General features: G+C 70.5%; 15 protein-coding genes. 10 read left to right on the forward strand and 5 right to left on the reverse strand.

Annotation, left to right across the window (positions count from 1 at the left end):
* Positions 1–14 precede the first annotated feature (14 nt).
* The 3 genes from OG205_RS16735 to OG205_RS16745 are packed head-to-tail and all read right to left on the reverse strand — an operon-like array spanning position 15 to position 4,932.
* On the reverse strand, positions 15–1,616 hold the full coding sequence (locus OG205_RS16735; RefSeq protein ID WP_330277174.1) for an acyl-CoA dehydrogenase: 1,602 nt from the start codon (positions 1,614–1,616) through the stop codon (positions 15–17).
* The gene (locus OG205_RS16740; protein ID WP_330277175.1) at positions 1,613–3,208 is read right to left on the reverse strand and encodes an acyl-CoA dehydrogenase family protein; all 1,596 of its coding nucleotides are present in this window, start codon (positions 3,206–3,208) and stop codon (positions 1,613–1,615) included. Before OG205_RS16740 ends, OG205_RS16735 begins: the two co-directional genes overlap by 4 nt.
* Positions 3,205–4,932, reverse strand: coding sequence for a fatty acyl-AMP ligase (locus tag OG205_RS16745; RefSeq protein WP_330277176.1), 1,728 nt, complete (start codon positions 4,930–4,932; stop codon positions 3,205–3,207). Before OG205_RS16745 ends, OG205_RS16740 begins: the two co-directional genes overlap by 4 nt.
* Positions 4,933–5,169: 237 nt before the next feature.
* On the opposite strand from OG205_RS16745, the gene OG205_RS16750 reads away from it, so the two are divergent.
* The 5 genes from OG205_RS16750 to OG205_RS16770 are packed head-to-tail and all read left to right on the forward strand — an operon-like array spanning position 5,170 to position 10,985.
* Positions 5,170–6,126, forward strand: coding sequence for an ABC transporter ATP-binding protein (locus OG205_RS16750; RefSeq protein WP_442916784.1), 957 nt, complete (start codon positions 5,170–5,172; stop codon positions 6,124–6,126).
* The gene (locus tag OG205_RS16755) at positions 6,123–6,929 is read left to right on the forward strand and encodes an ABC transporter permease (RefSeq protein WP_330277178.1); all 807 of its coding nucleotides are present in this window, start codon (positions 6,123–6,125) and stop codon (positions 6,927–6,929) included. The genes OG205_RS16750 and OG205_RS16755 overlap by 4 nt, the downstream gene beginning before the upstream one ends.
* Positions 6,926–7,618: a thioesterase II family protein gene (locus tag OG205_RS16760; protein ID WP_330277179.1), complete on the forward strand. Its 693-nt coding sequence runs from the start codon at positions 6,926–6,928 to the stop codon at positions 7,616–7,618. The genes OG205_RS16755 and OG205_RS16760 overlap by 4 nt, the downstream gene beginning before the upstream one ends.
* A 10-nt stretch (positions 7,619–7,628) precedes the next feature.
* Positions 7,629–8,453 carry an SDR family oxidoreductase gene (locus OG205_RS16765; RefSeq protein ID WP_330277180.1) on the forward strand — a complete coding sequence of 275 codons (825 nt, stop codon included), beginning with the start codon at positions 7,629–7,631 and terminating at the stop codon, positions 8,451–8,453.
* Between the two features lie 18 nt (positions 8,454–8,471).
* Positions 8,472–10,985 carry a non-ribosomal peptide synthetase gene (locus OG205_RS16770; protein WP_330277181.1) on the forward strand — a complete coding sequence of 838 codons (2,514 nt, stop codon included), beginning with the start codon at positions 8,472–8,474 and terminating at the stop codon, positions 10,983–10,985.
* A gap of 65 nt (positions 10,986–11,050) precedes the next feature.
* Here OG205_RS16770 and asnB read toward each other — a convergent pair whose 3' ends face one another.
* Both asnB and OG205_RS16780 read right to left on the reverse strand, forming a co-directional pair.
* Positions 11,051–12,892 (reverse strand): asparagine synthase (glutamine-hydrolyzing), encoded by a 1,842-nt coding sequence (gene asnB, locus OG205_RS16775; protein WP_330277182.1) that lies wholly within the window; start codon positions 12,890–12,892, stop codon positions 11,051–11,053.
* Between the two features lie 10 nt (positions 12,893–12,902).
* Positions 12,903–13,904: a methyltransferase gene (locus tag OG205_RS16780; RefSeq protein WP_330277183.1), complete on the reverse strand. Its 1,002-nt coding sequence runs from the start codon at positions 13,902–13,904 to the stop codon at positions 12,903–12,905.
* A 280-nt stretch (positions 13,905–14,184) separates the two neighbouring features.
* Here OG205_RS16780 and OG205_RS16785 point away from each other — a divergent pair, with 280 nt between their 5' ends.
* The 5 genes from OG205_RS16785 to OG205_RS16805 are packed head-to-tail and all read left to right on the forward strand — an operon-like array spanning position 14,185 to position 18,107.
* Entirely contained in the window at positions 14,185–14,715 is a 531-nt protein-coding gene (locus tag OG205_RS16785) for a hypothetical protein (protein WP_330277184.1), read from the forward strand.
* Entirely contained in the window at positions 14,712–15,335 is a 624-nt protein-coding gene (locus OG205_RS16790) for an isochorismatase family protein (protein WP_330277185.1), read from the forward strand. The genes OG205_RS16785 and OG205_RS16790 overlap by 4 nt, the downstream gene beginning before the upstream one ends.
* Positions 15,332–17,194 (forward strand): anthranilate synthase family protein, encoded by a 1,863-nt coding sequence (locus OG205_RS16795; protein WP_330277186.1) that lies wholly within the window; start codon positions 15,332–15,334, stop codon positions 17,192–17,194. The genes OG205_RS16790 and OG205_RS16795 overlap by 4 nt, the downstream gene beginning before the upstream one ends.
* Positions 17,191–17,496, forward strand: coding sequence for a hypothetical protein (locus OG205_RS16800; RefSeq protein WP_330277187.1), 306 nt, complete (start codon positions 17,191–17,193; stop codon positions 17,494–17,496). Before OG205_RS16795 ends, OG205_RS16800 begins: the two co-directional genes overlap by 4 nt.
* Complete coding sequence (locus OG205_RS16805; protein WP_330277188.1) at positions 17,487–18,107, forward strand: pyridoxal 5'-phosphate synthase; 621 nt, start codon at positions 17,487–17,489, stop codon at positions 18,105–18,107. Before OG205_RS16800 ends, OG205_RS16805 begins: the two co-directional genes overlap by 10 nt.
* The last annotated feature ends 18 nt before the right edge of the window (positions 18,108–18,125 follow it).

The following is an 18,125-nucleotide window of genomic DNA, read 5'->3' on the forward strand; positions in this document are numbered from 1 at the left end:
CTCTTCGGTGAAGTTCAGACGAGTGAGCGGCCTGACAGGCCGAAGTAGCAGTGGTCGCGGTGGCGGGAGAACAGCTCGGCGAGCAACACGTCCTCGACGGGCTCGTGCAGCCACGCGGGGTCGGCGAGGAACCCGCCGTCGCTGTGCCGCCACAGCTGCAGGCAGCTGATCCGCACGAGCAGCCGGACGTACCTCGGCACGAGGTCGTAGTGATGCGCGGGGGCGTCCACCCCGAGCTCGGCGATCGGCAGCCGCGCGCAGATCTCGGCCAGGTCGGTCAGCTCGGCCAGGTCGGCCTGCGCCGCGGCCCGCACAGCGTGCGGCAGCCCGTTGTCCTGCAGAGCGGACGCCAGCGACGCGGCGACCGGGTCCTGTCCGCCGGCGTGCAGCGCGAGCCGGTCGAACCGCAGCTCGGGCAGATCACCGTGGAACAGGGCGGTGGGATCGGCCTGCGTCCGCCACGACCGGCGGGCCAGCAACGGCAGCTGCGGCAGCAGGCTCATCTGGCACGCGGCCCGCGCGATGTGCCCGAAACCGACGGGTGCGAGGTCCCGCACCAGCTTCTGGAACAACGCCATCGGCCCCTCGCGCAGATAGAAGTGCGCGCCGAGCAGTTCGGAGAGCCGGTCCATCGCGTCCAGCACCAGCTTGGACACGGCGAACTTGACCGCCGACGAGTAGACGGCGGCGGAGCCGGGGACGACGTGCAGCGCACGGGTGCCGACGGCGGAGATCGCCTCGGCCCTGAGCAGGTCGGCGAACACCCCGCCGAGCACCGCCCGCACATGCGGCAGCTCGATGGCCGTGCCGCCGTAGAGCCGCCGTTGCGAGAGGTGCGTGATCGCGAGGCGCAGCCCGGTGTCGAGCACACCGGTGGCCATCGCGGGCAGGACCGTGCGGGTCACCTGCAACGCCCGCAACGCCTGTTCCAGCCCGGATCCGACCGGTCCGAGCGCGACGGCGGGCGTGTCGTCGAACTGCAGTCCGCCCAGTTGCAGGCCGCGCATGCCGGAGGTCGCGTACCGCGGCAGGTCCGTCGTCTGATCACCGGGCGCGCGTTCGACCAGCAGGAGCGTGTGGCTGCGCGGCCCCGGCTTCTCGTCGGTCCGCGCGAACACCACGACCGCCTGCGCGCGCTGGATGTTGGTGACGACCTCCTTGCGGCCGTTGATCAGCCAGCCGTCGGCGGCGAGCGTCGCGGCCAGCTCCATGCCGGTCATGTCGTTGCCGTGGGCCAGTTCGTGCACCGCGACGGCGATCCGCTCGCCGTCGAGCAGCCTGGTCGCGGCCGCCTCGGCCTGAGCGGGCGATGCCGCGGTCCACAGCAGGACGCCGGAGATCAGCGAGCTGACGCCGTATCCCAGGCCGAGCACCGGATCGCGCCGGTAGACCGAGCGCATCACCTCGACGAGGTGCTCCAGGTCGTCGAGCCGGCCGCCGAGAGCCGTCGGGACGAACTCGGCGTTGAGGCCGTAGTCGTGCAGGGCGGTCTCGCCGGCGGCGAGCATCTCCCCGCGTTCGTCGGCGGCCAGCACGGCGGCGGCGCCGGTCGGGTTCGCGGGGTCGTGGAGGTCGCCGAGGAGCTTTTCGAGCTGCGCCAGCCGGTCCGTGATCACGCTGCCTCCTCCGTGATCGAGAAGGCAGGTGCCTTCCAGTCCAGCAGCACCTCGGCCAGGGCGTCGAACGCCTCGCCGTCCGGCCGGTCGAGCAGCACCGCGAGGCAGGCCCGCAGCCACAGTCCGTCCGTCCACAACGGACTGTTTCGCTGGTTCTCCGACCACAGCCGCAGGCAGCAGGCGATCGCGTAGGCCCGCTCGTACCGCGCGGCGAGGTCGAACGCCTCGCTGGGCAGGCCACCGATCGCGGGCACGAACGCTGCCGCGTCGGCGGCCAGGCCGTCCAGTACGGCCTCCACCTCGGGGGCCCACGTCGTGACCCCGTGCAGCGACTGGACGAGCGAGCAGCCGGTCGGCGAGGTGAGGACGAGCCGGTCACGGTCGAACGCGGGCAGTGCGGCGTCCAGGCGGGTCGCGGCGCGCACGCCGTCGGCGTCGGTGCGTTCCGCGCGCAGCAGGCGGCCGAGCCTCGGCATCTGGGTGAGCAACGCGGCCCGGTTGACGGCGGTGCTGCCGTCGAAGATCGCGCAGATGCGGTGGTCCCGTTCGAGCTTCGCGAAACCCGTGCCCGGCGGGGAGGTGAGGAACCCGCGCACGCCGAGCAGTTCCGCCACCGACCCCAGCACGTGCTGCACCTGCGTGGGCACGAAGGCCTTGGTGATGGCGGAGACGACGCTCAGCTCGCCGGGCAGCGCGTGCACCGAACGGGTCGCGACCAGGGCGACGGCCTCGGCGGTGAGCGCGGTGGCGGCGGCGCGGCCGAGATTGCGGCGCACGTGCGGCACGTCGGCGAGCGCCCTGCCGTAGAGCCGCCGGTCCGCGACGAAGTCACGGGCGATGCGCAGCACGTGGTCGGCGGCACCGAGCGACAGGCCACTGCACGCGATCCTGGTGAGCTGCAACGCTTTCAGCACCACCGTGACGCCCTCGCCCACCTCTCCGACGACCGCGTCATCTCCGACGGTGGCGCCGCGGGCAGCGAACCCGCTGATGTCCGCACCGCGGATGCCGTGGGTCAGGACCTTCGGCAACGGCTGCCACACCTCGTCGGACAGCTGTCGCCGGTCGACCAGGAAGACGCTGAACCCGCGTCCCCCGCCGTGCGGATTGGTCCGCGCCAGCACGCACGCGGTTCCGCCCCTGGTCGCGTTGTTGATCAGCCACTTCTCGCCGTCGAGCCGCCAGCCACCGTCGACGCGCGTCGCGGCGAACTCCCCCGCCAGCAGGTCGGCGCCGTGGTCGCGTTCGGTCAGGCCCCAGCAGACGACCTCGCCCGCCCGCACCCGGCCGGCGTGTGCGGCCACCTGCGCTGGGGCACCCGCCACCCACACCGACGCCGAGCCGAGGAACGTCTTGCCGTGCGCGATCGCCACCGTCAGGTCCCGGCGCGCCACCGTCCGGATCAACGTCGTCATGTCCGGGAACGAGCTGTCCGGGCCCAGCAGATAGTTCTCCGCGAAGCCGGCCTCGTCCAGCACGGCGACGGCCTCGGTGGGGAACCGGTCGTGGTCGTCGTGTGCCGCCAGGATCTCCGGCGACCACGCGTCATGCTCGTGCCTGGCGAGCAACGTCTCCAGCTCGGCGGCGATCATCGGGTCACCGCCTGACGAGCGGCCGTCAGCAGCACGTCCTCGCTGCGCAGCACCGGTTCCAGCTCGCCGGCCAGGTAGAGCGCGCGCATCGCGGAGCGCTGGACCTTGCCGCTGGTGGTGCGGCGCACGGCCGAGGGCCGCACGAGCACGACCGAGCCGACCGCGACCCCGAACTCGCGGCTGACCGTCTGCTTCATCGCGGCGGCGACCTCGGCGAGCCGTTCCTCACCCCAGGTGGTTCGGATCTCGTGCACCACCACGACCTGCTCTTCGTCATGCGCGCCGGGCACCGTGAACACCGCGCCGTGCAGGCCGTTCAGTTCCTCATGCTGTTCGCGCACCAGGTCCTCGATGTCGTGCGGGTGGAGGTTGCGGCCGTGCAGCACGAGCGTGTCCTTGAGGCGGCCGGTCACGTAGAGGTCGCCGTCGTGCATCCCGCCCAGGTCTCCGGTGCGCAGGTACGGGCCGTCGCCGTCGGACGTCCTGGCGCGGAAGGCCGCGGCGGTGGCCTTCTCGTCGCCCCAGTAGCCGGCGGCCACGGAGACGCCACGCAGCCAGATCTCGCCGATCCGGGCTTCCGGCAGGGTTTCGTGCGTCAGCGGGTCGACGATCGCGACGTCGACCTCGTTCGGGCCTCCGCATCCGACGAGCGCGCGCCCAGCGTCCGCGCTGACCAGTTCGCCGCGCTCCAGTGCCGCCACGTCGAACGACCGGTGCAGCGGAGGGCGACCGGACGTGCCGGAGACCATCAGGGTGGCCTCGGCCAGGCCGTACATCGGCAGCATCGACTCCGCACGGAACCCGGCCGCCGCGAACCGTTCGCAGAAGCGCGCGACACCGGCCGAGCGAATCGGCTCGGAGCCGTTGACCGCGGCGCGCAGGCAGGACAGGTCCAACCCGGCGAGCTGCTCGTCGGTGACCCGGCGCGTGCACAGGTCGTAGCCGAAGTCCGGTGCGGCGGTCATGTTGACGTCGAGCTCCTGCATCATCCGCAGCCAGTGGTGAGGCCTGCGCAGGAACGCCATCGGAGCCATGTGCGCGAATCCCCTGCCGCGCAGCACTCCGGTCAGGAACAGGCCGATCAGTCCCATGTCGTGGTGGTGTGGAATCCAGGCGCCGGAGCGGAAGCCGGCGTCGGCGCCGGTCGTGGCCATGATGGCGTCCACATTGGACAGCAGGTTGCGGTGGCTGACCATCACGCCCTTGGGCTCGCTGGTCGAACCGGACGTGTACTGCAGCAGCGCCGTGTCGTCCGGCGAGATCTCCGGCAGGCGCCACGCCCGCGGGTCGCCCATCTCGCCGTCGGTGGCCCGGCACACGACGTCGGGCAGACCGGCCTCTGCGACCCACTTCTCGACCTGGGGCAGGCTCGCCAGGTCCGTCAGCACCACCCGGACACCCGCGCTCCTCGCGATGCCCGCGAGCCGTCGGCGCTCGTGCTGGTAGCGGCCGGGCACCGGCGCCGGCACGGCGATCGTGCCGGCGTAGCAGGAGCCGAAGAACGCTGCACCGAACTCGAGGCCGGCGGGGTGCAGCAGCAACACCCGGTCGCCCTGCGAACAGTGCTCCCGCAGCCAGGCCGCCACGGCACGCACCGACGAGTCGAGCTCCGAATAAGTTTTTATCCGATAGTCCCCCAAATCGGACATATAGATCAGGGCGGCACTCGTCGAATCACGTTCGACACAGCCATTCAAAACAGATGGCAAAGTTCCATTTACCATTGCTCAACCTTCTTTCCCCGCACCTCAACGATAGACCTCAATTCAGCCACTTCGGCCACGAGATCCGCATCACATAAGCCACTCAGCGGTTTCCCAGGAAGCAGTGCTAGCGTCGCCCCAGATCACTAAAAGACCAGCTGAGGCACCCGCGTTCCGCAGATTTCGGAATAGTCCGACAACGGCTTCCGATATCTTCGGAGAGCGAGCTATTCAACGCTGCAAAGAAATTGGTGGACCGTGCGCAAATCGGACGGACCGGTGGTTCACACCCGTGAACTCAGAAAGAGATATCCACGAGGAGTGGACGCACTCGCCGGTGTCGATCTCGACATCAGTGCGGGTGAGGTGCGCGCCTTGCTCGGACCCAACGGCGCGGGCAAGACGACGCTCGTGCGCATCCTCACCACGCTCCTCCCGCCCACGTCCGGCATCGCCACCGTGAACGGCTGGGACGTCGCGACCGAGGGCGACGAGGTCCGCGCCAGCGTCGGCGTCGCGGGCCAGTACGCCGCCCTCGACGGCCTGCTGACCGGACTGGAGAACCTGCACCTCATCGCGAAGCTGCGCGGGATGCGCTGGAAGGCCGCCCGGCGGGCCGCGCAGGAGATGCTCGCCAGGTTCCGGCTGGAGGCCAAGGCGAACCAGCAGGTGTCCACCTACTCCGGTGGCACGCGCAGGAGGCTCGACCTCGCGGCCGCGCTCATCGGCGGCCCGCCGGTGGTCATCCTGGACGAACCCACCACCGGGCTCGATCCGGAGAGCAGGCTCGACGTGTGGGAGTCCATCGCCGACCTCACCGCGGCGGGCACCACCGTCCTGCTCACCACCCAGTACCTGGAGGAGGCCGACCGCCTCGCCGACCAGGTCACCGTGGTCGACCACGGGCGGGTCGTCGCGGAGGGCACCACCGACGAGCTGAAGTCGGCCTCCGGCCTCACCCGGCTGGTGCTCCGGCTCGCCGACGGCTACAGCCTCGACACGGCCGCCGCCGTCGTCGCCGCCACCACCGGCACGACGCCCACGGTCGAGGCACGTCTGCGCCGGATCTCCGCGACCACTGTGGACGGACCTGCCGCGCTCGCCGTTCTTCTGTCCAGTGTGGATGGACGGGCGATCGCGGAGGTCGGCGTGCAGCGGCCGACGCTCGACGACGTCTTCCTCCGCCTCACCGCACGCAGGGAGGTGCCGGCATGACCGTCATCACGCCGCCGGGCATGCTGTCGGCCAGCGCCGGCATCTTCTGGCGCAACCAGTTGCACCTGCGCCGCCGGCCGGCGATGGTCGTCGCGATCCTGACCGATCCGATCGTGTTCACGGTCCTGATCGGGTTCGTGTTCGGCGGCAGCCTCGGCGGTCAGGCCTACCGCGAGTACATGGTGGCGGGCCTGTTCACCCAGGCCGCGATCTTCACCGCCTCCTACACCGCCGTCGGCCTCTCGCTGGACCTGGAGGACGGCATGGTCGACAGGTTCAGGACGCTGCCGATCCCCCGGCTCGCCGTGCTCGCCGGCCGCACGACCTCGGACCTCGTCAACAGGTCGGCCAGCCTCGCCATGACCGCGTTGTGCGGGCTCGCGGTCGGCTGGCGGCCGCACACCGGGCCCCTGGAGATCGCCGGCGCGTTCGCGCTGTGCCTGCTGTTCGCGTTCGCCATGTCCTGGATCGGTGCCTTCGTCGCGCTGGTCACGCCGAACGTCCAGGTGGCGACGAGCCTCGGGCTGTTCTGGCTGTTCCCGGCCAGCTTCGTGTCGTCTGGCTTCGTGGTCACCACCACGCTGCCCGGCCCGCTGCAGGCCGTCGCCGACTGGAGCCCCGTCAGCGGCCTGGGGAACTCGATGCGCGCTCTGTTCGGCAACCCTCCGCCGCCGGGCTACCAGGTGCCCCATGGCTGGGCGGCCCAGCACCCGATCACCTACACCGTGTGCGCCTGTGCACTTCTCATCATTCTGTTCGCCGCGCTTTCCGTGTGGCGCTACCGCAGGAGGACCAACCGATGACCACTCTGGTGTGCCTGCCCTATGCGGGCGCGGGCGCCTCGTTCTTCCAGCCCTGGCAGGCGATCGCCGGCGACGCCCTGCACGTCGTGCCGTTGCAGCTGCCCGGCCGGGAACGCCTCATCGACCTCGACCCGCACCGCGACGTCGACCTCGCCGTCGACGACCTGCACGCGCGGTTGCCCGAGGCGCTCGGCGAGGAGCGCCGGATCGCGCTCTTCGGGCACAGCCTGGGCGCGGTACTGGCCTACGAGCTCGCCCATCGGCTGGCCGCGGACCCCGACGTCACGCTGGTGCGGCTGTTCGCGAGCGGCTCGCCGGAACCCGCCTCCGGGCGCGCGCAGCACGCCACCGGGCTGTCCGACGAGGACTTCCTGGCCAGGGTCTCCGAGTTCGCCGGCTACACCCACGAGGCGCTGGACGACCCGGAGATGCGGGAGATGATCCTGCCGACGCTGCGCACGGACGTGGAGATGCACGAGAACTACGTGCCCAGCACCGATCTGCCGCTGCCCGCACCGATCACGGTGATCCGCGGCGAGGACGACGAACTGGTGTCCTATGAGGACGCCGCCAGGTGGAGCAAGGCCACCTCGGCCGACTTCGAGCACGTCGAGGTGCCCGGCGGCCACATGTACCTGACCGAGGCGGCACCGGCGCTGCTCCGGTTGATCACCAGCACGGTCCTGTGAGGAGGGTCCGATGAGGTTGACAGGAAAGGTCGTGCTCGTCACCGGCGCTGCCAGGGGTCTGGGCAGGGCCATCGCGACCCGGTGCGCCAGGGAAGGCGCGGACCTGGTGCTGGCCGACGTGTGCGCCGACGTCGACGGCGTGCCGTACGCGCTCGGCTCGCGCAGCCAGCTCGACCACACCGCGAAGTTGTGCCGCCACGAGGGGGCCGCCGTGCTGGTCGCGGAGGCCGACGTGCGCTCTGGGGAGTCGGTGCGGCGGGCCGTCACGGCGGCGGTCGACCGGTTCGGGCAGATCGACGTGGTGGTGAACAACGCCGGCATCGCCGCGCCGTCCGGCAAACCCGTCCACGCCATCAGCGAGGACGAGTGGTCGCTGATGATCGACGTGGACCTCACCGGGGCGTGGCGGGTGATGCGCGAGGTCGCCGAGGGCATGTGCGAGCGGCGCCACGGCAGCATCGTGAACGTCGCGTCCACCGCGGGTCTGGTCGGCTACCGCCACTTCGCGGGCTACGTCGCCGCGAAGCACGGGATCGTCGGGCTGACCAAGGCCGCCGCGTTGGACTACGCGCCGATGAAGGTGCGGGTCAACGCCGTGTGCCCCGGCTCGGTGCGCGACGTGCCGGAGTTCGAGGGCGCGATGCTCGCCGAGATCGCCCGCGCACTCGAGGTCCCCGTGCACGAGCACGAGAAGACCTTCGTCGAGGCGCAACCGATGAACGCGCTGATAGAGCCCGATGACGTGGCCGCCGCCGTCGTCTACCTCGCCTCGGACGACGCGAGGCAGGTCACCGGATCGGTGCTGACCGTCGACGGCGGCTTCAGCGCCCGCTGAGAAGCGAGAGGAACGAACGTGTCCCGCACACCACGGTCCGGCACGCTCCACCACGGCCTGCTCCGGCGATCACCGAAGATCGCCGAGCTCGAAGGTGCATGGATGGAGGACGTGTCCGGCTCCTCGGCCGGCCCCGTCGCCGCTCGGCGCCGGGCGGCCGAACTCGCCCGCCCGGCAACGGAATCACGCCGAGTGCTGCTGCGCTACGACGACGGCCAGACCGATCTCGTCGTCGTCACCCGCGACGACATCGGCGAGCCGCCCGTCACGGCACCACCACCCGCGTGGGGACTCGGCAGCGGCTCCGGCGGCCTGGGGACCCACCTGGCCGTGATCGACGAGACCGGTGACGAGACCAGCTGGCTCGTGGCGCTGGCGGTGACCCTGGGGCGGTACGACCCCGAGTCGGCGCCGGTCGTGGGCACCGTGCGCGGTTCGTTCACCGCAAGCCTCGAAGGCACGCTGGCCGAAGTCAGGCCCGCACCCACGGATCAGCCCGCGGCGGTGGGCCTGCTGTTCACCGGCGAGCGGTTCGACGGCGAGTACGTGCCCTGTCTCACGCCACCGTTCCCGCTCACCGTGTCGGTCTTCCACGACGAACGGGGGCCACGGCTACGGCTCGACCACTCGACCGGCGACTTCGCCCCCGAGATCGCCGAACAGTTCGCACGGCACCTGCGACTCGTGCACCGCCAGGTCCGGCGCACCCCGGACATCGAGGTAGCCGACGTCGAGCTGATGGACCACGTCGAACTGCTGCACGTAGCCGGGCTCGGCCGGTCGGTGCCGCTGCCGGCACCGACCGCGAGCACCATCCACGAGGCGTTCGGCCGGATCGCGGCAGGCGTGCCGGACGCCGTCGCCATCACCGACGGGTCGGCCGAGCTGACCTATCGTGAGCTGGACGAGCGCTCCTCCCTTGTCGCACAGGGACTTCGCACCCACGGCGTGCGCGACGGCGACCGCGTCGGAGTGTGCCTCGACCGTTCGACGTCGTTCGTGGTGACGGCGCTCGGCATCCTCAAGGCGGGTGCGGCCTACGTGCCGATGGACCCGGCTCATCCGGCGGAACGGCTGGCATACACGGCGCAGGACGGCGACCTGGCCCTGGTCGTCACCGACCGGCCGTCGTTCGGCCACGCCACTGTCGTCGCACCGGAGGCGCTTGTGACGCAGGGAGGTTCACCGGTCGTCAGTGCGGGCACGGTCGCCTACCTGATCTACACCTCCGGCTCGACCGGCCGCCCCAAGGGCGTCGTCGTGCCGCACGGCAACGTCATCGCGCTGGTCGACGCCACCCGTGACGAGTACGGGCTGGGCAGGGGCGACGTGTGGACGTGGTTCCACTCCGGCGCGTTCGACTTCTCGGTGTGGGAGATCTGGGGCTGTCTGCTGACCGGCGGCCGGCTCGTCGTCGTGCCGTACGCCGTGTCCCGTGAACCCGACAGGTTCCGCGACCTGCTGCGGGCGGAACGCGTGACGGTGCTCAGCCAGACGCCGTCGGCGTTCGCCCAGCTGCTCGGCGTCGACCACACCGGCCTCGCGGTGCGGCTCGTGGTGTTCGGCGGTGAGCCGCTCGACACCAGGATGCTGCCGCGCTGGTTCGACCGGCATCCCGAGTCGCGGTGCCGGATGGTGAACATGTTCGGCATCACCGAGACCACCGTCCACGTCACGGCGCGGACGGTCACCCGCGCGGACGCGCTCGCCGGGTCGCGGTCGGTCGGCCGCGCGCTGCCGGGGTGGCACCTCTACGTCCTCGATCGCGCGGGGCGGCTGGTCCCGCCCGGTGTCGCCGGCGAGATCTGCGTGGGCGGCGCCGGTGTCGCGGCGGGATACTTCCACCGCGCCGACCTCACCGCCGAGCGGTTCGTGCCGGATCCCTGCACGCCCGCGACCATGTACCGCAGCGGGGATCTCGGGCGGCTGCGTCCGGACGGCGACCTGGAGCACCTCGGCCGGATCGACAACCAGGTCAAGATCCGCGGCTTCCGCATCGAGCTGGACGAGATCCGATCGGTGCTGCTGGAGGATCCGCGCGTGAGCGCGGCGACGGTGGTGGTGCGCCGGGAGAACCCCGGCGACGCCGCCGGCGCCCGCATCGACGGCTACGTGGTGCTCACCGGCCCCGCGGGCACCAGGGACGTCCGGGAGCGAGCGGCGCGGGTCCTGCCGGAGCACATGGTGCCTTCGACGATCACCGAGCTCAGCGAGTTGCCGCTGACCGTGAACGGGAAGATCGATCAGGAGCGACTGCCCCGCCCCACCGCGGTCATACCGTCCGATGTGGACTCGATTCCGACTGGCGACCACTTCGCCGACCGGCTCAGGATCATCTGGAGCACCGTGATCGGTGTCCCGGTCGGGATGGACGACGACTTCTTCGAGCTGGGCGGCAACTCCCTGCTCGCCGTCCGGATCGGCGCGGCGATGCGGGCGGAGGGCCTGCCCGCGCTGCGGTTGCGCGAGCTCTACCGGCATCCCACGGTGCGAGGAGCGGCGGACGCTGTGCGCACCACGCCGTCAGAATGATCCGAGACCCCGCACCGGTTCGGTGCGGGGTCTCGGCGTTCGGCGGTCAGGAGACCGGGCCCATCTCAGTCCAGCTCGACCGACGGCCGGTAGAGCTCGAACCAGTGGTAGAGGTCCAGCACCCGGTCGATGCCCCTGCGCACGGACGCAGGCGTCGCCGCCGGGTCCAGGGAGATCGCCGTGCGCAACCAGTCGCGGTCGATCAGCGCGGCGACCGGGTGTTGCCGGTCGGCCAGCACCTCGTGGGCCTGCCGGTGCAGCTCGGCGTTGTACGCGGGGTCCTGAGTGGACGGATAGGACGCCTTGAGCCGGTGCCGGACCGACCGGGGCAGCACGTGCGGCACCGCACTCCGGAGCAGGCTCTTCTCCCTGCCGTCGAAGGACTTCTGCACCCACGGCGTGCGGTAGACGTACTCGACGAGGCGGTGGTCACAGAACGGCACGCGGACCTCGAGTCCCGCCGCCATGGAGATCCGGTCCTTGCGGTCGAGCATCATCCGCACGAACCGGGTCAGGTGCAGGTGCGAGATCGTGCGCATCCGGCGTTCGGTCTCGCTGTCGCCGGGCAGGTGCTCGACCTGGGCGACCGCGGTCGCGTACTGGTCGGCCGTGTAGGTGGCGATGTCGAGCCGTGCGCGCACGTCGGGGGCCATCACCGCGGCCCGGTCGCCGCTCATCGCACTGGAGTACGCCAGCCAGGGGAAGTTCGCGGTGCCCACGACCTCCTGGTCGTGGAACCAGCGGTATCCACCGAAGACCTCGTCGGCCGCCTCGCCGGACAACGCCACCGTCGAGTCGCGCCGGATCGCCCGGAACAGCAGCAGGAGCGAGGCGTCCATCTCGCCGAAGCCGATCGGCATGTCCCGCGCCCTGATCACCTCACGACGCAGCAGCGGGTCGCTCAACGGTGCGGCGTCGAGCGTGACGTACTCGTGCTGCGCGCCGACGGCGGCCACGACGTCGCGGATGTACGGCGTGTCCGGAGTGGTGCGTGCCTCGTCGGCGCGGAAGGTCTCTTCGCGGCCGGCGAAGTCCACGGAGAAGGTCCTGATCTTCTCCCCCGCCTCGGCCAGATGTGCCGCCGCGAGTCCGGTGACCGCGCTGGAGTCCAGGCCACCGGACAGCAGGACGCAGAGCGGCACGTCCGAGACGAGCTGGCGTGCGACGGTGTCGGTCAGCAGAGACCGGATGGTGCCCACCGTGGTGTCCAGCTCGTCCTCGTGCGCGGCGGTGGTGAGCCGCCAGTAGACGCGCTCACGCAGGCCCTTCCGGTCGACGCTCAGCACCGTGCCCGGTTCGACCTCGCGCATTCCCTTCCACAGCGCCCATTTCGGCGTCATCGTGAACGCGACGAGCTCACGCAGGCCGTCGAGGTCGACGACCGCGCGCACGGCGGGGTTGGCGAGGATCGCCTTGGGCTCGGAACCGAACACGATCCCGTCGGGGGTCGGGTAGCAGTACAGCGGCTTGACGCCGAGCCGGTCGCGGATCAGCACCAGCCGGTCCGAGCGGGAGTCCCAGACGGCGAACGCGAACATGCCGTTCAGCCGCTCGGCGACCGCGTCCCCCCACTCCAGGTAGCCGTTCAGGACGACCTCGGTGTCGCTGGAGGTCTGGAAGCGGTGCCCGCGCCGCCGCAGCTCCTCACGCAGCTCCTGGAAGTTGTACGCCTCACCGCTGTAGACGATGGTGACCTCACCGGCGGGCGTGGTCACCGTCATCGGCTGGGCGCCGCCCTCGAGGTCGATGATCGCCAACCTCCGGTGGCCCAGCGCCACGTGCGTGCGCACCCACGTACCCGAAGCGTCAGGTCCCCGCCGGTCCATGGACGCGGTCATCGCGCCCACGACGTCGTCTCTGCCGCGCAGGTCGGCGTCGAACGCCACCCAGCCGGCGATTCCGCACATCCCGGGCCGCCTAGCGGGCCGCGACGATCGCGGTGGTCTCGGCCGGGAGCTCGGCGACGCGTTCCACCGTGAACCCGGCCCGGTCCAGCAACGTCACGTAGTCGGCGAGACTGCGGTGCCGGCCGCCGTTGGTCATGAGCAGGTGCAGGTCCCACAACGAGGGCAGCATCGTCGGGTTCTCGTCGTCCACGACGCGGTCCAGGATCACCAGCCGGGAGTCCGGCCCCGCCATCGCCTTGCCGCAGTTCTCGAACACGCGCACCACAGCCTCGTCGCTCCAGCCCGCGAGCACCCGGCACAGGAAGTAGACGTCACCACCCGAAGGGACCTCGTCGACCATGTCGCCGCCGACCAGCTCGACCCGGTCGAGCCCGACGCTCGCGGCGAGGTTCTCCCTGGCGACCTCGATGACGTGCGGACGATCCATCACCTTGGCGCGGGCGTCCGGCACGGCGCCGAGGATCGCGGCGGTCAGCTGGCCGGGTCCGGCACCGACGTCGACGAAGGTCTTGCCGGCCACGTCGATGGCGTCCGGCACGTGGTCGAAGAAGAGGTTGCCCGCCTTCATCGCGAGCTGGAAACGCTCCGACAGCCCGGGGTTGTTGCCCAGGTGCTGGTACAGCGGTTCGCCGAAGGCGAACTCGAAACCCGCGGTGACGGTGGTGATCGATTCCTTGGCGAAGGCCCACGCCGTGTAGAACTCCTCGCCGTACAGCAAGCACATGTCCCGCAGGGAATTCGGAGCGACTTTGAGAAGCTCGCTCACGGCTGTGTTGCGATAGCCCGTTTCGCCGTCACCTTCGAACACGCGCAACGCGACCAGCAGACGCATCAGCCGATGAACACCATCGATTTCGGAACCGGTCACCTCGGCCAGTTCCTCGTCGGTGCGGTGACCGGCCTCGACCAGCGTCGGAATGTCCAGTTTGACCGCTGTGTACAGACATTGGGCGCGCCACCCGCCGGTGATCAGCTCGACCACTTCCTGAGCGGCCTTCAAGTCGGTCCTCATGTCCATTCCCCTTCCCTGCATGTGCTCCGAGTTTGACCCAATGTCCACCCTGGACACTCGTGCGCTGAACTAATCCCGAACGATTCGGACTGCCACTCCCCGATTCATCCGCTCGCGGGAAATCCTCCTCACCGCGCGGATTGCGCGCGGAGCGCCGATTTTCAAGCATTCAACTACGTTCGATCGCGCCGGAGGCACAACCGTGGAGAACCCGAACGAGACGGACCGAACCTCAGCAGCCGAACGCATGGTGCTGCAGTGTCCACATTGGTCGGACCGGATGATCGGCTCGCTCACCGGGCTGTCGGCCAGGACCGTCGCCGGCGTACGCGGCAGGGTCGGCGGGGACGCCGGTGCCAGAGTGGGACGCGACGGCCGGGTCCGGCCGACCAACAGCGCCCAACGGCGGACGCACGCACGTGCCCTGATGGCCGAGCACCCGCACCTGTCACTGCGTCAGGTCGCCAAGGCGGTCGGCATCTCCCCGGAGACGGCCCGCTCGGTGCGCACCGAACTGCGCGGCGGCACACGCCCGGTGGCGACGGCGCTGCCACGGCGGAAGGGAGGTCTCGCCGACCTGCTGGGGTGGCTGCGCGACGACCCGTCGATGCGGCTGAACCACAACGGCAGAACGCTGCTGCGGCTGCTGTCCATCCACCTGCGCGCGCAGACCACCTGGACCGGGATCACGCGTGACGTACCCGCCCACTGCCGTCCCGGCCTCGCCGAGCTCGCCCGGCAGAGCGCCGCCGCGTGGCAGGTTCTCGCGGATCGGCTCGACCCCGAACTCGACTCGGAAGGTGCCGCATGACAGGAATTCCCGCCATCGCCTCGTACGCGCTTCCCCGCCAGGACGAGTTGCCCGCGTCCGTGGCGTCGTGGAAGATCGACCCGGACCGCGCGGTGCTGCTGATCCACGACATGCAGCGCTACTTCGTGCGTCCCTTCCCCGCGGACACGGCGCGGCAGCTCACGGACAACGTCACGACGGTTCTCGGCCGGTGTCGCGACGAGGGTGTCCCCATCGCCTACACCGCCCAGCCCGGCTCCATGTCCGTCGCCGACCGCGGCCTGCTGAAGGACTTCTGGGGTCCCGGCATGCGCGTCGACCCGGCCGACCGCGAGGTGGTCGAACCGCTGACGCCGCGGACGGACGACTGGCTGCTCACGAAGTGGCGCTACAGCGCGTTCTTTCGCACCGATCTGCAAGAACGCATGCGCGCGGCCGGCCGGGACCAGCTCGTGATCTGCGGGATCTACGCCCACATCGGCGTGCTGATGACTGCCGTCGAGGCGTTCACCAACGACATCGAGACGTTCCTGGTCGCCGACGCCGTCGCCGACTTCTCGGCCGAGCGGCACCGGATGGCACTGCGGTACGCGGCGTCGTGCTGCGCCGTCGTACTGACAACACAGGAGGTGCTGCGATGACCGACAGCCTGGACCGGGTGCTCGCGGACCCCGGGCAGCCGTTCGCACTCCTGCACCGGCCGCACACGACAGGCCCGGCGCTGCTGGAGGTCCTCACCGGCGAGGTGTCCGAGGTCGCGACGCTGGCCGAGATCGAGGTCGGCGACCCATGGCCGGCCGGTCCGCGGACACTTGCACTGGTTCCCCACCGCCAGGTCTCCGAACGCGGTCTGGAGTGCGTGGACGACGGCGCCCCGCTGCTCGTGATGCGGATCCGCGACCACACGCTGCTGCGCAAGTCCGACGCGCTCGAACGGCTGCCGGACGTGCCGATCACGCTGACCGGCAACCGGTTCGACATCGACGACAGCACTTACGCCGACGTGGTCCGGCAGGTAGTGGCCGAGGAGATCGGCAGCGGCCAGGGGGCGAACTTCGTGATCAGGCGATCGTTCCTGACCGAGATCGAGGACTACGACCAGCAGCAGGCCTTCACGTTCTTCCGCCGGCTGTGCGAGCAGGAGTCCGGTGCCTACTGGACCTTCCTGGTGCACACCGGCGACCGCACGTTCGTGGGCGCCACACCGGAACGCCACGTCAGCCTGGACGACGGCCTCGCGACGATGAACCCGATCAGCGGCACGTACCGGTACCCGCCGGCCGGACCGACGCTGTCCGGCGTGCTCGACTTCCTCTCCGACGCCAAGGAGACCGACGAGCTCTACATGGTGCTCGACGAGGAACTGAAGATGATGTCGCGCTTCTGCGACGGCGTGCGGGTGGTCGGTCCCCGGCTCAAGGAGATGGCCAGGCTCGCACACACCGAGTACTTCATCGAGGGGCGCACCCGCGGTGACGTGCGGGACGTGCTGCGCGAGACCCTGTTCGCCCCCACCGTGACCGGCAGCCCCGTGGAGAACGCCTGCCGCGTCATCGCCAGGCACGAACAGACCGGTCGCGGTTACTACGGTGGTGTCGTGGCGCTGGTCGGCCGCGACACCGCCGGCAGGCAGATGATGGACTCCGCCATCCTGATCCGCACGGCCACGATCACCCCGGCGGGCGAGGTCGAGATCGGTGTCGGCGCGACGCTGGTGCGCCATTCCGACCCGGTGTCGGAGGTGGCGGAGACCCGCGCCAAGCTCGCCGCACTCCTCGGTGCCCTGACCGAACGCCCGGTGCGCTGGCAGGAACACCCCGAGGTGCAGGCGGCTTTGCAGCGGCGCAACACCCGGCTCGGCGCCTACTGGTTCGCCGGGCACGGCCCAGGTGTCGACGACGCGCTGACGGGCAGGCGTGCGCTGGTGATCGACGCCGAGGACACCTTCACATCCATGATCGCGCAGCAGCTGCGTTCGCTGGGACTGAAGGTCACGGTCCGCCGGTTCGACGAGGAGTACTCGCTCGCCGAGCACGACGTCGTCGTGCTCGGGCCGGGACCGGGTGACCCGCGCGAAACCGCCGACCCGAAGATCGCCCACCTGCGTGATGCCGCGCAGTCGTTGCTGCGGCAGGGGAAGCCCTTCCTCGCGGTCTGCCTGAGCCACCAGGTGCTGTGCCGGGTGCTCGGGCTGGAGCTGACCCAGCGCGACGTCCCGAACCAGGGCGTGCAGCGGTCGATCTCGTTGTTCGGGCGCGCGGAGGTGGTCGGCTTCTACAACACCTTCTCCGCGCAGAGCAGCCGCGACCTGGCACACCACGCCACCGGCCCGGTCGAGGTCAGCCGCGACCCGGCAACCGGCGAGGTGCACGCGTTGCGCGGCAACGGGTTCGCGTCGGTGCAGTTCCACCCCGAGTCCGTGCTGACCTCCGACGGCCCCGCCATCCTGGGCAGGCTGCTCACGTCCGTGCTGCCGGTACCGAAGGTGAAGGCGTCGTGAAGACCGTGATCGCGTGGTGGGACCTGGACAGCGGCACGATCGACGTCGCGTCGCTGCGAGACTGCCTGCGGCGGGAAGGCGTACAGGCCTGGGCCGAGATGCCCGGCCTCGTCGCGAAGTTCTGGATCTCCAACGGATCCCGGTGGGGCGCGGTGATGGTCTTCGAGTCCGAGGACGCCGCACGGCAGGCCCTGCCGCCCAACCGGGCGGCGGAGCTCATCGGTGGTCCCGCGTCGACGCGGCTCACCTTCGACGTGGAGGCCTTCGTCAGCGGGCCCGGAGGAGCGGCACCATGGCAGTGAACGCGCGGTACACGGACATCGGCGCCGAGTTCACCCTTCCGCCGGCCGATCCCGTGGCGCTGCTGCGGAGCTGGTTCGCCCAGGCTGTCGCGCACGGCGTCCGCGAACCCGGCGCGACCGCACTGGCCACGGTCGCGGCGGACGGCATCCCGTCCAGCCGCATGATGCAGGTCAGCCGGATCACCGACCGCGGCCTGCTCTTCGCCACCCACTCCATCAGCCGCAAGGGCAGGGAGATCGACGAGACCGGCCGGTGGTCGGGCGTGCTGTACTGGCGGGAGACCAACCAGCAGGTGACGCTCGGCGGCGTCGCCGAACTCGCGGACGCCGCCGTCGCCGACGAACTGTGGTCGTCGCGCCCGATGTCGTCCAACGCCATGTCGATCGCGACCAGGCAGAGCAGCCCTCTCACACACGAGCACGAACTGCTCCAGGAGGCCCTGCTGCTCACCGCGATCGACACTCCGCTGGTCCGGCCGGCGACCTGGGTCGCTTACGAGCTCGTGGTGTCCGAAGTGGAGTTCTGGCAGAGCAGCCCGGACGCGCTGTACCGGCGGCTGTACTACCGCCGGAACGAGCAGGGCTGGACCGCCGAGCGGCTCCAGCCGTGACAGGAGGCCCAGGGGCTA

The organism is Lentzea sp. NBC_00516 (genome assembly GCF_036346835.1).
Taxonomy (GTDB): domain Bacteria; phylum Actinomycetota; class Actinomycetes; order Mycobacteriales; family Pseudonocardiaceae; genus Lentzea; species Lentzea sokolovensis.

Bases quoted from the DNA above. Each gene is read 5' to 3' on its own strand.
- OG205_RS16760 (WP_330277179.1), top strand. From the start codon at position 6,926: ATGACCACTCTGGTGTGCCTGCCCTATGCGGGCGCGGGCGCCTCGTTC.
- OG205_RS16765 (WP_330277180.1), top strand. From the start codon at position 7,629: ATGAGGTTGACAGGAAAGGTCGTGCTCGTCACCGGCGCTGCCAGGGGT.
- OG205_RS16740 (WP_330277175.1), bottom strand. From the start codon at position 3,208: ATGATCGCCGCCGAGCTGGAGACGTTGCTCGCCAGGCACGAGCATGAC.
- OG205_RS16785 (WP_330277184.1), top strand. From the start codon at position 14,185: ATGATCGGCTCGCTCACCGGGCTGTCGGCCAGGACCGTCGCCGGCGTA.
- OG205_RS16805 (WP_330277188.1), top strand. From the start codon at position 17,487: ATGGCAGTGAACGCGCGGTACACGGACATCGGCGCCGAGTTCACCCTT.
- OG205_RS16745 (WP_330277176.1), bottom strand. From the start codon at position 4,932: ATGGTAAATGGAACTTTGCCATCTGTTTTGAATGGCTGTGTCGAACGT.
- OG205_RS16795 (WP_330277186.1), top strand. From the start codon at position 15,332: ATGACCGACAGCCTGGACCGGGTGCTCGCGGACCCCGGGCAGCCGTTC.
- OG205_RS16755 (WP_330277178.1), top strand. From the start codon at position 6,123: ATGACCGTCATCACGCCGCCGGGCATGCTGTCGGCCAGCGCCGGCATC.
- OG205_RS16780 (WP_330277183.1), bottom strand. From the start codon at position 13,904: ATGAGGACCGACTTGAAGGCCGCTCAGGAAGTGGTCGAGCTGATCACC.
- OG205_RS16790 (WP_330277185.1), top strand. From the start codon at position 14,712: ATGACAGGAATTCCCGCCATCGCCTCGTACGCGCTTCCCCGCCAGGAC.
- asnB (WP_330277182.1), bottom strand. From the start codon at position 12,892: ATGTGCGGAATCGCCGGCTGGGTGGCGTTCGACGCCGACCTGCGCGGC.